The 16,242-nt window shown below is 42.8% G+C and carries 11 protein-coding genes and 1 tRNA gene; 7 read left to right on the top strand and 5 right to left on the bottom strand.

Features of this window, described 5'->3' with window-relative positions:
• Positions 1-223: 223 nt before the first annotated feature.
• Complete coding sequence (locus V7S65_RS16695; RefSeq protein ID WP_339546056.1) at positions 224-2,596, top strand: ABC transporter permease; 2,373 nt, start codon at positions 224-226, stop codon at positions 2,594-2,596.
• Positions 2,597-2,730: 134 nt separating this feature from the next.
• Here V7S65_RS16695 and V7S65_RS16690 read toward each other — a convergent pair whose 3' ends face one another.
• Genes V7S65_RS16690 through V7S65_RS16680 form a run of 3 tightly spaced genes read right to left on the bottom strand, consistent with a single transcriptional unit; the run spans position 2,731 to position 4,282 of the window.
• A complete protein-coding gene (locus V7S65_RS16690) occupies positions 2,731-3,270 on the bottom strand; it encodes a hypothetical protein (protein ID WP_336387336.1) in 540 nt (179 codons plus the stop codon).
• Between the two features lie 7 nt (positions 3,271-3,277).
• Positions 3,278-3,679, bottom strand: coding sequence for a hypothetical protein (locus tag V7S65_RS16685; protein ID WP_336387335.1), 402 nt, complete (start codon positions 3,677-3,679; stop codon positions 3,278-3,280).
• A gap of 39 nt (positions 3,680-3,718) precedes the next feature.
• Positions 3,719-4,282 (bottom strand): T6SS immunity protein Tdi1 domain-containing protein, encoded by a 564-nt coding sequence (locus V7S65_RS16680; RefSeq protein WP_336387334.1) that lies wholly within the window; start codon positions 4,280-4,282, stop codon positions 3,719-3,721.
• Positions 4,283-4,687: 405 nt separating this feature from the next.
• On the opposite strand from V7S65_RS16680, the gene V7S65_RS16675 reads away from it, so the two are divergent.
• The 4 genes from V7S65_RS16675 to V7S65_RS16660 all read left to right on the top strand — a co-directional run bounded on the left by V7S65_RS16675 (position 4,688) and on the right by V7S65_RS16660 (position 12,860).
• Positions 4,688-5,293 (top strand): RNA polymerase sigma-70 factor, encoded by a 606-nt coding sequence (locus tag V7S65_RS16675; RefSeq protein ID WP_336387333.1) that lies wholly within the window; start codon positions 4,688-4,690, stop codon positions 5,291-5,293.
• A gap of 61 nt (positions 5,294-5,354) precedes the next feature.
• Positions 5,355-6,464, top strand: a complete 1,110-nt coding sequence (locus tag V7S65_RS16670; protein ID WP_336387332.1) for a FecR domain-containing protein — start codon at positions 5,355-5,357, stop codon at positions 6,462-6,464.
• Positions 6,465-6,552: 88 nt separating this feature from the next.
• Positions 6,553-9,432 carry a TonB-dependent receptor gene (locus V7S65_RS16665; protein ID WP_336387331.1) on the top strand — a complete coding sequence of 960 codons (2,880 nt, stop codon included), beginning with the start codon at positions 6,553-6,555 and terminating at the stop codon, positions 9,430-9,432.
• A gap of 98 nt (positions 9,433-9,530) precedes the next feature.
• Entirely contained in the window at positions 9,531-12,860 is a 3,330-nt protein-coding gene (locus V7S65_RS16660; RefSeq protein ID WP_336387330.1) for a glycosyl hydrolase, read from the top strand.
• 660 nt (positions 12,861-13,520) lie between these two features.
• On the opposite strand, the gene V7S65_RS16655 is transcribed toward V7S65_RS16660, so the two are convergent.
• Positions 13,521-13,594, bottom strand: a tRNA-Asp gene (locus tag V7S65_RS16655).
• A 69-nt stretch (positions 13,595-13,663) separates the two neighbouring features.
• Positions 13,664-14,329 (bottom strand): deoxyribonuclease V, encoded by a 666-nt coding sequence (gene nfi, locus V7S65_RS16650; RefSeq protein WP_336387329.1) that lies wholly within the window; start codon positions 14,327-14,329, stop codon positions 13,664-13,666.
• A gap of 308 nt (positions 14,330-14,637) precedes the next feature.
• Here nfi and V7S65_RS16645 point away from each other — a divergent pair, with 308 nt between their 5' ends.
• Both V7S65_RS16645 and V7S65_RS16640 read left to right on the top strand, forming a co-directional pair.
• Positions 14,638-15,237, top strand: coding sequence for an RNA polymerase sigma factor (locus V7S65_RS16645; protein ID WP_079469196.1), 600 nt, complete (start codon positions 14,638-14,640; stop codon positions 15,235-15,237).
• 47 nt (positions 15,238-15,284) lie between these two features.
• A complete protein-coding gene (locus tag V7S65_RS16640; protein ID WP_336387328.1) occupies positions 15,285-16,238 on the top strand; it encodes a FecR family protein in 954 nt (317 codons plus the stop codon).
• Positions 16,239-16,242: the final 4 nt, after the last annotated feature.

Genomic DNA, 16,242 nt, shown 5'->3' with positions numbered 1-16,242 from the left:
TTTTATTGATTTTTTTACCAGTAACTATAAATAGGGCTTCACCTGCAAATTGTTACTGCTATTACAATTGCAGGAGCTTCTTTATGATTCACAATCTACTAAACCGGACATCAACTGTACAAAACCGGACAGGTTGAAAAATACCGGCAACTTTAATTCATTGGTTTTTATAATATTAAAAACTGGTATTTTATTAGCGATGGGAGTATTCAAACCTATCTCCATGTTTAAAAATTATTTTAAACTCGCCTGGCGTAACCTTATCCACAATAAATTATACAGTCTGCTGAATATATTGGGCCTGGCCACGGGGATGGCAGTAGCATTGATCATTGGTTTGTGGATCTGGTATCAGTATTCTTATGACAGATTCCTTCCTGATAGTCAGCAGATCTACAAAGCCGGCTTAAAAGGTACCGCGAGTAATGGAGAGGTATATGCTTACCTTGTTTCACCTATGCCATTGGCTGAAGCATTGAGAAGAGACGTTCCAGGTATCAGGCATGTGGTCATGACGGACTGGATAAAACCGCATGGGCTGGTTGCGGGGGAGAGGAAGATATATCTGCCGGGAATAATAGCTGAAAATGATTTTCTGAAAATATTTCAATATCCTTTGTTAAAAGGCCGTAAAGAGCAGGTGTTAAATGATCCTTATTCGATTGTATTGACGGAGTCGACTGCAAAATCGTTATTTGGAAATGAAGATCCGCTGAATAAGATTGTTCGTATCGATAATCAGAACGATCTGAAAGTGACAGGTGTGTTAAAAGATATTCCGGACAATTCTACTTTGAAATTTAACTACGTTATTCCTTACGAATACCTTATTCAGAACAGCAATACCAAGGATTACCTTAGCATGTGGGGCCAGATTACAGCCAATGTGTATGTGTCATTACAGCCCGGAGTTTCCTACGCGAAGGTTGAACCGGAACTAAAGAAGATCATAGCCAGGTATAACCCCGAAGAATATAAGCATTCGCGTACTGAAGTAATCATGCAGGGGATGAAAGACTGGCATCTTTATACTGAATTTAAAAATGGGGTGGCTACCGGTGGGATGATCAGCTATGTAAGAGTATTTAGTATTACCGGGATACTTGTGTTGCTGATTGCCTGTATCAATTTTATGAATCTTTCTACAGCGCGATCTGAAAAAAGAGCAAAGGAAGTAGGCGTGAGAAAAGTCATGGGCTCCCAGCGATATGAACTGATTTTACAGTTTCTGACAGAATCTTTTGTTATCACTTTTTCCGCATTTATCCTGGCGTTGCTATTGGTACAAACTGCATTACCTTCATTTAATACACTAACACAGGCAACTATCCGCATTCCCTATACGAACGGAATATTCTGGATCGTTATGATCAGTTATTTGCTGCTCACGGGGCTACTGGCGGGCAGCCGCCCTGCTTTTTATCTTTCTTCTTTCAGACCTGTCAGGATATTAAAAGCAGATCGTGGCGCGGTCCGTTCAAGAAAAATGCTGGTATTAATACAATTTTCCTGTTCTATAACACTTATCATCAGCACCATCATTATTTATCAGCAGATAAAATATGCACAGGAACGCCCCGTAGGTTATGATCAGCAGCGGTTGATGATGACAGATGCCAGCAGTGATCTGAAAAAAAATTATCCGGCTTTAAAAAATGATCTGCTGCAGAGTGGTGTGGTAACAGCTGTAACTATGTCTTCAGAAACAGTCATTGCACTCAGGAACTTCAGCAGTATCGAAAACTGGCCTGGAAAAACACCTGTGGAGGAAGTGGGCGCAGCAGTTGTGTTTGTTGCGGATAATAATTATTTCAGAACGATGGATATAGATCTGGCGGCGGGCAGGGACTTTACCGGTAATACAAGCGTCGATTCGTTGAATGTAATTGTGAACGAAGCTGCTATTAAACGGATGAATCTGAAAGACCCGATAGGACAGGTTATTGCTTATAATGGCCGTCATAACTTAAAGATCATAGGTGTTGCTAAGGATGCTATTATGGAATCTCCTTTTTCATCGCCTACTCCCACCGTCTTTATGTATAGTCCTGGCGGAGCAAGATTTATTACCTACCGGTTGTCTCCAAAGGTGAGTACATCAAAAGCGATTGACAGGATTGCCCGGATCTTTGGACAGTATAATACAGCTTACCCCTATGTCTACAATTTTGTTGATGAAGCTTATGCAAAGAAATTTGAACTGGAAATGCTGATCGGTAAATTAACCGGTCTGTTCTCTCTGCTGGCAATTTTTATTTCCTGTCTTGGTTTGTTTGGACTGGCTTCCTATATGGCAGAACAGCGAACGAAAGAGATTGGCATACGGAAAGTATTGGGAGCGTCTATCATGCAGTTATGGGCATTATTATCCCGTGAATTTATTGTACTTGTGATGATCAGTTGTTTGATCGCCTCTCCGCTGGCCTTCTATTTCCTTAATAACTGGCTGGATAAATATGTATATCGCATCAGCATAGGCCCACTGGTTTTTATCCTGGCGGCCATCATCACTGTCGGTATCACAGTGCTTACTGTGAGTTTCCATGCAGTAAGAGCCGCTATGGTCAACCCGGTGCGAAGTCTGAGAGCTGAATAGCTTTAAGATGGACGGGTTTCAAACCTTTCCGGAGATGATGTCAAATTCAATCTCAAACTATATGAAAAAGCCTTCAGACTATTCATCTGAAGGCTTTTAATTTTTTACTTCTCTCCCTTCAAAAGAAATAATTTTTATTGTAACGGATAATTTAATAGTCCATATTTTTTTATCAACCAGCCGGATCCAGCCATTGTCCCATTTATCTTTTCGAATCCATCCAATGCGCACTCACAGTCACCAACAGGCCCAAACATACCGTAATTATATTTCGCCCTGTAGCTCAATCCAGCGAGCTGGAAATAACGATTACCTGCTTTTACAATCACCTGATCTGTAATGCTCACTTTATCAAAAGGCAGCATAACCTTCTGGTATTCAACGACAGGGTTAACATCCACTTTTACCACACTATCCCGCATGATTAATTTGTTCCGAACAAGATAAAAACGAACTTGCCTGATTTCTTCTTTACTGAACCCACTAAGTGTAAAATCAATTTTTCCATTTACCGTTGTTATGGTGTCACAAACCTCTTTTTGATAACGGATTGCCTCTTTCCCTTTTGAATAATTGCCCCATTTCACATTTCCCCAAAAAAGCCCCATAATTAATAGGAGAAGACAGATGAGGGTCAAGATAGCAGCACCAATTATTTTAAAGAATTTATTCATTACTGACTTATTGTTCTATTTTCTTAAAATATAAGGTCGAAGAAATGCGTATAGTGTTTGCCCAATTTTCTTCTCTGTACAATACCAAGCTGTCTTGATCAACTTTCTGTATGCCATAATGGATGGTTTTACCATTTCCCATAAATTGAAGTACGTTGTCATTTACGGAATAGTCATAACTTAACTTTGTTGTATTTGTGGTAATTTCTAAATTTTTAGCTGTTTTGAAATTGAACAGATCGTAGGTAAAGTCTGAAATCTTTACTGTGGTAGTATCAATTTTGGTATCCTTAATTTTATTAACCTCTTTTACAACCTGCCATTTCCCTATAATAGGATCGTTTGTACCAGCTCCGCAAGCGTATATTAAAATAATATATGGAATTAAGAGGCATCTGAATTTAAGCATCGTATATGAATTTTAAAAAGCCCAAAGCGCGGGTTAACGTTATTTAATTTTACCAAGTGTTTGGGCGATTAGGGAAATATGCTCTTTTATTTTTACTATCTGAAGGTGCGCTGCTTTCTCTTGTCCGCCTATACCCAGCAGGGGCACATAACCGAAGCATTCATCATATCCCGGTTCACCTAAATTTGCTTTAGCGGCCACGTAGTTCTTATCATCTAAATTATCCCTTAAAAAGCCCCCGTCGGCTAAATCCATATCAAAAAACCACTCCATATCGTCCCCACTTTCGATAATGGAATCGTAGCCGTTTTTGAAGTAAACAGCCCGTATTGCATCCCCTGTCCATGTCAGGAAATCCCCAAGACCGGTAACAGCAAAAACAATTTCGTTGTTCATATTATTGTAGGCTTCATCAAAAAGCTGTTGAAATTCTGAAGGATCAACCATTTTGAGATAGCCGTTCATATATGTTCCAAATCCATAAGCATTCCAGAAATCCATAAGTTGAATGGGCAGTTTGCCCCTAAACTTATCCAATACATCTACTGTTGGCTTCTGTACGGTTGAATAATCCGGATATTTTTCAAAAAATGTATCAAACATACTTCGTACGTTTTTTTAATCAAGTAAACTCTTGTAAACAGTTTTTTAAAGGAAGGCAATCCAGAATCTTTTTTCTACAAAGGGCTTTTAAAAAGCCTTTAACACTTTTCCCTGAATTTGTCGGGATGCTGCACAAAGGTTTCCATAGCCGTATTGTATTTATAAAAGAATATAAATAAATGTAGCAAAAAGTTCTGTCAATAAAAACAAACAGGTAGCATTATCAACGTCAAATCTTCCTGGCCTCATTATAAAAGCGACCCTTTGGGGCCCCGCCCCCATGTTGCAGAAAGAAAAGAAATACTGTTTGAAATTCCTATTTATTCCTATTATTGTCTAAGTTATTTTTATTGGTCCGACACGTTATATTCAAACTATCTCTTCATCTAAAGGGAGCATTTGCCAATGAGCATCAATTACATACAGGACAATTTGGAGGGTGTGCCTCCTGATCATCTATGGTTTGACAAAGCTGCCTTTAAGGAGTTATTTACAAAACACTATCCCCCTCTTTGTATTCATTGCAAATTGAAATATGGCTTTGATATTCACCTGGCAGAGGAGGTGGTTCATACCGGCTTTATCAAACTTTGGGAAACACGCCAAACGCTTGTTCCTGGCATATCTCCAATATCTTATCTGTATAAAATTATTCACAATCTTAGTTTAAATACTATAAGACACGAAAAAGTAAAGCAACAGCATACGGCCTATTTATTGAAAACAACGGCCGAAGATATTTCGGAAACGGGCCTTAATAGTATTGATTTAAAACAGCTGAGTTCTGCTATCGACGCTGCTATTGCAGAACTGCCGGAACAGATGCGTATCATATTTGAACTCAGAAAATTTGAAGGACTGAAATATACAGAAATAGCCGACCGGTTAAATATATCTGTAAAAACAGTGGATACTCAGATCTATAGGGCTATGATAAAATTGAAGGAGAAACTATCGAAGTTTCTCATTATTCTCATTGTATTGACTTTCAATATTTTATTAAAAAAGTAAGAATATTTTTTTTCGTTGTAGGGAAGAATTCATCATTAGGTGTATATATAATATAGCGCACATGGAAGACAACAATCAATATGACGAGCTTTTGGTCAGGTACTTGTTTAATGAGGAAACAGCAGAGGAGAGAGTATTTGTTGAAAACTGGCTCAATGCCAGTGAGGAGCACCAGCGCTACTTTAATCATTTGAAAAAAGTCTGGCAACTAACAGAGATAAAGCAAGACCTGACATATCTGACGGACGAAGCGACCCTGGAGGAGAAATGGAATCGACTGGAGCAAGATCTGCCAGGGGCAGAAGTCCGGAAAATATCCAGGCCGGTCAACATGCTGGTTGCAGTAGCTGTTGCGGCATCCGTGCTGTTGGTGATTGGTTTGAGCTGGATGTTTTTTAGTAACAAAAAACAGGATCTACCTGTTGTACAACATACCGGAGGAAAGGCGGATAGCCTGATGTTGGTAATGCGGCATGAAGTCAATACAACAGGTAAAGAGAAAAGAATTCAGTTGGCAGATGGCTCCCTGATCGTTTTGGCAAGCAGCAGTGCAGTCACTTATCGCGAATCATTTACCGACAGGCGGGATATAACACTGACCGGTAAAGCGTATTTCAAGGTCGCTCCTGACAAAGCAAAACCTTTTACCGTTATCAGTGGTGATATATCCATCACTGCATTGGGAACTGAATTTACTGTTACTTCCTTTGCCAATTCAACAAATGTGATCGTTCGTTTATATAAGGGAAAAGTGGTTGTGAAGAGAGTAGATAAATCGAATCGTAAAATGAACGAAGACGTATACCTGTTACCTGGCCAATCGTTTGTGTATGGCAGTCGAACAGCTAATGTGAAGACGTTTAAATTAAACAATCATGCTGTTCCGGAGCAAATCATCAACGATGAGTTATCTGACGATAAACCTTCGCTACCCGGCAATACAGAAGGTTCCTGGTATCAGTTCAATAATCAATTGCTGCCGGAAGTATTTGATCACCTGTCGCAAATGTTCAATGTACCAATAGTCTATAAGAAGAAGGATATTCAAAACATATATTTTACAGCCAAATACAACAGAACAGATTCTTTAGAGAGTATTTTAAAAGAAATAGCCGTCCTTCATAATTTAACGATTACTAAGAAGGACAGTGCTTTTATCATAAGTAAGTAAACTGATAACACGTTATAAATTGCATCCTGCAGGATGAACCTTCAGTCATACTGATACAGACTTTTACTTTTATAAAAAAGAATTCCACATGAAATTTGAACTGCTTAAACTCAGGGCTGTTCTACCAGCTCTTCTATTGCTCATACAAATCCTTTCGCCATCCGATACAAAGGCGCAGGAAGCCACCACTATAGTAAAAGGGATTGTGCATGGTAGCGATAATGAACCGCTGGTTGGCGCATCGGTGATTATCCGCAACAACAAAACAAACTTTACATCCGGAACCAAAAGCGATACAGCCGGCGTATTTACCTTTTCCAGTGTGCCTGCCGGTGGTCCATATAGCTTTGTGGTAACAATGGTAGGTTATGAATCGCAAAAATTATCGGGTTATACGCTTAAAGGAGGCGCTACTTTTTCTTTGGTGATTGACATGAAACCATCTGCTACAGGCCTGGGAGAAGTGGTGGTTACCGGGGTGTTCGACAAACGGAAAAAGATGGAAGCCTCAGTAGCTATCAGCACTATTTCTGCCGCCCAGGCATCCAAAATGTCACTGGTAAGCGCAGCCGATATCCTTAAAAATGTGCCCGGTGTGTATGTTAACTCTTCCCTGGGAGAAGTTCGTAATACCGTTTATTCCCGTGGCGTATCAGTGGGTTCCAATGATGGCGCTTCTGGTTATTATTATGTGAGTATGCAGGAAGATGGATTACCAGTAACAAACGTTACGTGCAGTAATTACGGGCCCGATTACTTCCTTCGTGCTGATGCCACAGTAGGACGGTTAGAAGCCGTTCGCGGTGGAACTGCATCTATCCTGGGCGCTAATGCACCGGGTGGTATCTTCAATTACATCACAAAAGAAGGAGGTGAGAAAACACAGGGAGAAGTTGTAGCCAAATATGGCCTGGAAGGAAACGGGAAAAACAGTTTCTATCGTACAGACGTTAACATCGGCGGGCCTTTGGGAAAAGATTGGTATTGGAATGCCGGTGGGTTTTACCGGTATGCTGAAGGGGCCAGATACCCCGGGTACCCGATGAATAATGGTGGACAATTCCGCGGCAACCTGGTGAAAAAATACAAATCAGGCTCACTGAAGTTTTATGCCAAATACTTAAATGATCACAACGGCTGGTTTGAATTTACGCCAACGCTTGGTTTTACGGATCCTAAGCCGGCACCCGGTTTTTCAGGCAATTCCAATGTGCTGATGCCTTCCATTCAGCAAAATTTCAACATCAACAAAACAGGCCAGGACGGTATTTACAATAACAAAGATCTGATTCATTCGACAGATAAATCTGCCGGGTTTAACTGGGAACAGCGGTTTGGTAATGGCTGGTCGTTTAATAACGCCATGCGCTACTCTGATAAAAGCACTACCTGGAATACCAACGGATCTGTTTATCCAATACAACTGACTGATCAGGCGATCTATACCCGTATGAATACGATAGGACAACCGGGTACTTATCACATCCGCGACATAAAGAGCGGCCGGGATCTGGCCACTGTAGCAACGTTGGATGGTCGTAGTTTTACCGTTACCAACAGTGATTTGCCGGGTAGCCAGGTAGTTCCTAATTCATTATTCTACGAACCGCTGCTGTTTGTCAGCAATAAAGCAAAGGAATATCTCGACCAGTTTTCTTTCACCAGGAAGTTAGAGAATATGAGCTTCACTTTGGGAGGATTTTTTGGTACTACCCAACTGGACAGGCTTAACGGGCGCATAGGTTTTGCGCTGGCTACGGTAGAAGAACATCCGCAGGTAGTAGGTATTACACGTACTAATCCTGACGGCACCACCGCATTGGTCACAAATGCAAACGGTGTTATGACCGTTAACAGGGTCGGCCAAACAATTAACCATGCCACTCAAAATCAACTGGCTTTTTTCTTCGGCCACAACTGGCAAATTACACCGGCATTAAACTTCGATTGGGGAGTGCGTTACGAAACAGTACGGGTGAAAGGATACAACAGCCCTTCTGTGGCTAACCAGGATACCGCGGGCGGACTGGATAAAAATCCACTCACCTTATACGACAATGCCTACGCCACCACTCCGGCTACCTTCAACTTTAACGAGAGTTTAAACACTTTTTCTTATTCGGCAGGTCTGAATTATAAGATTAATAGTCACTTCTCTGTTTACGGGCGTTTTTCGCAGGGTAATAAAGCGCCTGATTTTGATCTGTATATTAATGCTACTACCGATTTCCTGGTGAAAACATTAGACCCGCAGGCACAGAAAGTGAGTCAATTTGAATTGGGACTGAAAGCAAAAACCGGTAACCTGAATTTATTTGTAACACCTTTTTACAGCGTGCTGAGTCACGTCCCTAACCTGCAAACATTTCAAAATGCTGACCAGACTAATTATAACCCGGCACCGGTTTATAATAAATACAGGACTTATGGGGTAGAAGTAGAGGCTGATTATAGCTTCGCAAAACATTTCAATATTCATGGCGTACTTACTTTGCAAAGATCAAAAGCTTTAGACTTCAAAACATGGTTGGCAAACAACCCCGGACCACAGGATGATTCTTTGGTGACTACTTTTTCCGGTAATGAAACAGATAACATTGCCAGGAGTATGATCAACATTACTCCGTCGTATAACCTGGATAAATTTTATGCGCAGCTTACCTGGTCATTTATGGGCAAGCGGCAGGCAAATGTGGCCAATGCTTTCTTGTTGCCGTCATTCAGTCAGTTTAATTTTAGCGCTGGTTATGATATATCCAAAAGCTTCCGGCTAGGTTTTATCGTCAATAATATTTTCAACACTTATGGTGTAATGAGTTGGAGCCGGCCCGGTTCATTCAACGAGGCGCTTGACAGGCAAGGATTCACCAAACAAATGTATCAGGATGCTGTTAAGAGTAACCGCCCTTACTCCACCGTTGCTATTGCGCCAAGAGCATATTTCATGACTGCAACATTTAAGTTTTAATTTTTAATCGTTACAAATGCACGAATACGCTCATTCGTGCATTTGTAATATTCATTCATTCTAATTTTATTATTGTGCACAGGACACTAATATTTTTTGTGTTTATTTTTCTCTTTGTCAAAGGAAATGCACAACGGGTAAACAGCGATACCCTCTATAGAAATTTTATTAGCCCGCCCAATGAAGCAAAGCCCCGCGTGTGGTGGCACTGGATGAATGGAAATATTACTAAAGACGGCATCAGGAAAGACCTGGAATGGATGCACCGGGTAGGTATTGGTGGTTTTCATCAGTTTGAGGTGGAACTGGGTCGTTCGGATAAGTCGCAGATAGTTGATAAGCCACTGGTATATATGACACCGGAATGGTTGGATGCTTTCAGATTTGCTGCTAAAATGGCCGATTCTCTGAAGTTGGAAATGGCTATTGCCGCTTCGCCAGGATTTAGCGAAACGGGTGGTCCCTGGGTAAAGCCGGAAGATGGAATGAAGAAAATTGTGTGGACAGAAACCCGTGTAAAAGGTGGCGCCTCAAATATTAAACTAGCCGCAGCACCGGGTATTACAGGGCCTTTCCAGGATATGCCCGTTCAACCTTACGGGGAACGGAAGGTGGATATTTCAAAGGATATTTTATTTTACAGAGATGTGGCCCTGCTGGCGTACAAAGTGCCGCAGGCCGACAGATCGTTGGCCGACTTAGGCGCAGTGGTAACGTCAGGCAGTAATAATTTTACCTTATCTCAACTTACTGATGGTGATTTACATACAAGCGTTCTTTTACCAAAAGATACGGTGAAAGGATATGCATGGATACAATTTGCCTTTCCTCAACCACAAACTATTAAAGCGATAAGCATGGTTGGCGGTGGCAATCCCGGCATGTATGGTAAGGGTGCAGATCCGGCAGATGGCCGTGCGTTGGAAGCAAGTAACGATGGCGTGAATTATCGCTTCATTACCTACATTCCACCAGGCGCCATTTTACAGCAAACCATCCCGGTGCCGGCAACAACGGCAAAATATTTTCGTATCACGGTTAAAAATCCCCCCGTCCCTTTTAACAGGGCGGCCACCATGGGACTCGCCGATAAGAGCAAAAGAAATGTAGCCGGAACTGAGATCGCAGAAATCGTGCTGTATACTGCTGACCGGATAAACAGGTTTGAAGAAAAATCGGCCTTTGCACCAGCAGGCAATTTATTAGATACCAAAACAACTGCTGCCAGTAAAGATGTGGTGAATGCAAACGAGGTGATTGATATCACAGATAAGCTACAGGCCGACGGATCAATCAATTGGACCGTGCCGGAAGGAGGAGAGTGGAGAATAATCCGTTTTGGGTATTCGCTGCTTGGTACGATCAATCATCCTGCTTCTTACCCTGCAACAGGACTGGAAGTGGATAAGCTGGACCCGGTGGCGGTGAAAAATTACTTCACCAACTATTTAGACCGGTATAAAGATGCCACTGGTAGCCTGATGGGAAATAAAGGCCCTTTGCAATATCTTATCACAGATAGTTGGGAAGCGGGTGCACAAAACTGGACGGCTGATTTTCCCGCTGAATTTCAAAAACGCCGCGGTTACAGCATTATTCCCTGGTTGCCTGTAATAACAGGGGCAATCATTAAAAGCGCTGATGCCAGTGAGGCTTTTCTGTTTGATTTCAGGAAAACACTGGAAGAAATGGTGGCAGCATATCATTACGATGCACTGACCAATATCCTGGCACAATACGGTATCAGGCGCTATTCCGAATCGCATGAAGATGGTCGCGCATTTATTGGAGATGGTATGGAGGTGAAAAGAACGGCAGCCATCCCTATGTCTGCATTATGGACACCCAGTCCTGTTATTAATGAAAACGATCAGACAAGATATACGATCGATATCCGGGAATCTGCATCAGTAGCGCACCTGTACGGACAAAACCTCGTAGCTGCAGAGTCCTTAACCGCCCTGGGGATGGGCGGATCCGCATGGGCGTATTATCCCGGAAATTTAAAATCAAGCGCGGATCTGGAGCTGGCAAGTGGTGTAAATCGTTTTGTGATCCATTGTTCACCCCACCAGCCGTTAGATAACAAAATTCCCGGTCTCGGCCTCGGACCTTTTGGCCAGTGGTATACACGCCATGAAACATGGGCGGAACATGCAAAAGCATGGAACGACTATCTGGCCCGCAGCAGCTATTTATTACAACAGGGCAGGTTTGCAGCTGATATTGTTTATTACTATGGAGAAGACAATAATATCACCAACCTGTTTGGTAGAAAACCACCTGCCATTCCTGAAGGATATGATTATGATTTCATAAATACTGATGCGCTTATCCATTTGTTGTCGGTAAAAGACGGCAAATTAGTTACGCCAGGCGGTATGAGTTATAGTGTACTGGTGCTGGACAGCAGCGCCGTTAAAATGACTTTGCCTGCCTTGCGTAAACTAAGGGAACTGGTAAGATCCGGCGCTACTGTTGCCGGTGTAAAACCATTGACCCCGCTAAGTTTAACAGACGACCCCAACGAATTTAATCAATTAGTAAATGAAATATGGGCTTCCTCAAATCCCAAAGTCACCACAGCCAAACCATTGAGGGAAGTTCTTTTTGCTTCAAATATGCTACCTGACTTTGAGTACGCCAAACCACACGATAGTACGCAATTACTATATGTGCATCGCAAGCTGCCGGGTGGCGATATCTACTGGGTAAATAACCGGAGCGACCGGAATGAAGCCGTGAAAGCTGTTTTCCGGGTTAGTGGAAAAACGCCACAGATCTGGCATCCGGAGACAGGGAGCATGGAACCCGCTTCTTACAAAATAGAAAATAACCGCACAACAGTGTCGTTAAAGCTGACACCGAATGATGCCGTGTTTGTAGTATTCCTTTCGCCAGCCACCAGGAAGGCAAATGACCTTCCTGCTAAAACAGAAAAAGAAATCACAACAGTAGAAGGTTCCTGGAGGGTGATGTTTCAGCCCAACCGGGAAGCGCCGGCCAGCGCCACTTTCGACCGGCTCACCTCTTATACGGAAAACAGCGATGCCGGTATCAGGTACTTTTCCGGTACCGCTACCTATACAAAGCATATTAATCTTCGTAAGAGCCTTATCGTGAAAGGTGTACAATTGTGGTTAGACCTGGGCGATGTAAGAAACCTGGCCGAAGTAGTGATAAATGGAAAGCCGCTGGGTATTGTGTGGAAGCAACCCTTTCGTGTAAACGTTACCAGTGTTTTGAAAGCAGGAGATAATAAGCTGGAGATAAAAGTCACCAATCTTTGGGTAAACCGCTTGATTGGTGATGCGCAACCGGGTGTTACCAATAAGCTTACTTATACAACGCTACCTTTTTACCATGCCGATTCGCCCTTGCAGTTATCGGGTTTATTGGGACCGGTGAAAATAATCTCAGTTAAATAAATCTTTATAATACTTTAATCATAACGAGAGTTAATCCGGCTGCTATTCCTGGCAGCCGGTTTCTTTTTACAGGTGCCGTTAGCAGGAAATTTGAAGTAGGTAAGAGTGCTTTTGTGGCATATACTTATGTTGGGGCGGCGCAGTTTTACAGAACTGAACCGGCGCCTGGGTCGCCGCTTTTGGGCTTTGCTACCCGATTGCTATTCAAACTGCCTCAGCGCAAATTCTCTCCCAATCTCTGGTGAAAAGTTGACCCCTCTGTGAAAAACAGAGAAAACCTTCTTAAGAAGCTAGTAGAAGCTATACCTGAATAAATTTTAGAAGTTCAGATTTGATCCGACAGAAAGATAAATTTTTGGGCAGCTGGAGGTGGATCATCCAGCTGCTTTTCTTTTGCCAGATGTAACGTTTTTTCAAAAGTTTGTGCCGGTGTCCTGCCAAAGCAATAATCTATGGTACTTTCTGAATCCTAGAAAAACATCTATTGGCGCTGTACATCGCTATTGGTAGGGAGGCTGTAAATATAATTGCATCTTAGTAAGTGATAGTTAACCTTAATAAGGTAGCAAAAAAAAGCAGGAGAGGATTAACCGGTACCCGACTAAACACCCGACTTAAAATAGAAAACCCGCGACCAGCGCGGGTTTCTTCGAGATTTTGCGGACCGGACGGGACTCGAACCCGCGACCTCCGCCGTGACAGGGCGGCATTCTAACCAACTGAACTACCGATCCTTCCTACAGGCAAGCTTTTCAGCCATTCTGTATTCCCCATTTGGGGCTGCAAATATATAAATAATAAATTCATTTCTCCAAATTTTTATACTCCAGTAATGCCAGCCGTCCGTAATGATCGGAGATCCGGGTGGTTTCCGGTAAGCGGTATTGTGTACAAAGTTTCAGTACAATGTCAGTGGCAGTGGCCAGCGATATTTTATGTCCTGTGGAAACAAATACCGGGTTGGTAGCGGTTTGTGTTCGCAGGGCGTTGCCGATATGTTCATTGCTTTCTATTAGTGGTGCAATGCTGCCTCTTTCTTCCCCGAGGTCGTGATATTCGCCGCATAGCCGTGTTTTGCCACAGCCGATTACGGGTTTGTTAACCGTTACTCCAAAGTGGCAGGCCATTCCAAAACGGCGCTGATGGGCCAGTCCCTGGCCATCGCAAACAATGAGGTCCGGGAGCAGCGGGAGTTTTTCCCAGGCTTTCAGGAGGGGAGGCATCTCCCGGAAGGAGAATAATCCGGGGATATAGGGAAAGGTAACTTCCATGCAATGGGTGGCTACGGCCACTACCTGCAGGGTGGTATAATCCAGCAGTACAATGCTGCCTGCAATCAGGTTGGAATCTTTGTCGTATTCCACATCGGTGCCGGCAATAATTTTAATGGTATCCGGCAATTCATCTGTGGTGATTACCTGCCGGCGTAATTCTTCCTGTATGGCGATAGCTGCATCTTCGGTAAGCATAGGTAACTTTTAAAACAGGTAGAAAGATACCGTTTTTGAGGTAAGATGTACGCTTATAAATATTCTTTCCCGTTTGAAAAAGTAAATTTATATTTGATTGACGCCAATCAGTCCACATTAAATTATCAATCAAAATACAGTAACAATTTAATTTTCAGTTCACGATGAAAAGTACAGGAGCAATGTCACGTCTTCTTGTAAGGTCTTGCTAAATCGATTTTTAAAAAGAAAAGAAGCCTGGAATTCCTAACGTTAATATCCACGTAATATTAGACATTTACTTTTGTAGGGACTGTTATATTCAACTTATGTCTGCGCTTAAGAAAATATCTTTCCATCATACATCCGGAAGTTCCGGCCAGGCTGAATTTGAGGCGGCTGTAGCGGCCTATTGGGATAAGTTACTCGGCATCGCCGTGGCGAAAACCAACCCGCACGACGCCTTTGATATTGTGCAGGATGTACTGCTTTCACTATGGGTGAAATGGGAAGATGTGCCCAAAGATGAAACGCTGGAGTTTTACCTGCTCCATGCCCTGAAACTGCGCATCTTTAAGTACTATCGCACCAATGGCCGTTACCAGGCACACCTGAAAAAACTGGAAGTATTATTAAACGATACACTGGAATCACCGGATGCAATAAACTCCGATGAACTGCATGGACTGAAAGAAACCATTATCTCTGAAGCGCTGGAAATCCTTTCTCCCAGTCAGCGCCAGCTATTTATCCTTCGCGTAAACCATCACTATTCTTACCAGAAAATTGCGCAGCAACTAGGTATAGACGCAGGATCCGCGCGCGTTTTATATAGCCGTGCCCTTAAACAGGTAAAGGCACATATTAAAGCAAATCCGGCTTTGTCTGCCAGCCTTATCTCCTCTTTTTTGTTGTTTACAATTCCTTAACCTTAGATGGAGTTAACATTTTTTGTGTTGCGGGTATTCATTAACAGATGGCAACACAAAAATATCCGAGGGCTGAAGCCCTGTTGAAAAAGTTTCATGAAGGAAAATGTACGCGGGAAGAACTGGCGCTACTGGACAACTGGTATGACGGTTTAAACAGCGAGGCAGACTTGTCTGCCCTGGAATCAAACCTTTACCGGCAGCAGTTCCTGGCTAATTTTCACAGCATGCTCCCGGCAGCTCCGGTAGCCTGGTGGAAGAAACGTTCCATTCAATGGGCCGCTGCAGCCAGCATATTATTACTGGCCGGCGCAGGATTTATGTGGCAGCGTTATTCACAACAACCGCCCGCCCGCCTGGCTTATAATAAGTCATTCCAGGTTACCAATGAAACCAGCGATATTAAACTGGTAGTACTGCCGGATAGCTCCCGTATCTGGCTGAATACCGCGGCCTCCCTTAAATGGAAGGAAGACTATAATAAGCAAAGCCGCAACGTACAACTCACCGGGGAAGGCTTTTTTGAAGTACAAGGCAACCGGAACAAACCATTCGTGATCCACACCAGGGATCTCGCTATCCAGGTACTGGGTACGCAGTTTAACGTGGAAGCCTATGCCGGCGAAGGATTAACCCGTGTATCACTGGTACAGGGTAAAGTAAAAGTATGCTCGGGAAAAGACAGTACCCTACTAAAGCCCGGCTACGCCGCCGCCTATAATAATGAAGATAAAGCACTGAATATTTCCGCTACAGAAGCCGGTAAAGTAGCCGCCTGGAAAGAAGGCGCCTTCAGCGCTACTGATCTGCCTTTCAAAGATGCCGTTATGCGATTGTGCACACGCAACGGTTATCAGGTGAAATGGGAGAACACACAAGGCATCGAAAAGAATGTATCTGTACTCTTCAAAAAAGACAGCTTCGTAAAAATGCTGGGAAATCTATGTTACATCAGCCGTAAACAATTCCGTATTTCCGACAAACAGGTGATCATCTATTAAATAA

It is taken from the genome of Chitinophaga sp. CCNWYY40 (assembly GCF_037483205.1).
Taxonomy (GTDB): Bacteria; Bacteroidota; Bacteroidia; order Chitinophagales; family Chitinophagaceae; genus Chitinophaga; species Chitinophaga ginsengisegetis.
This window is presented reverse-complemented; position numbering and strand designations above follow the sequence as displayed.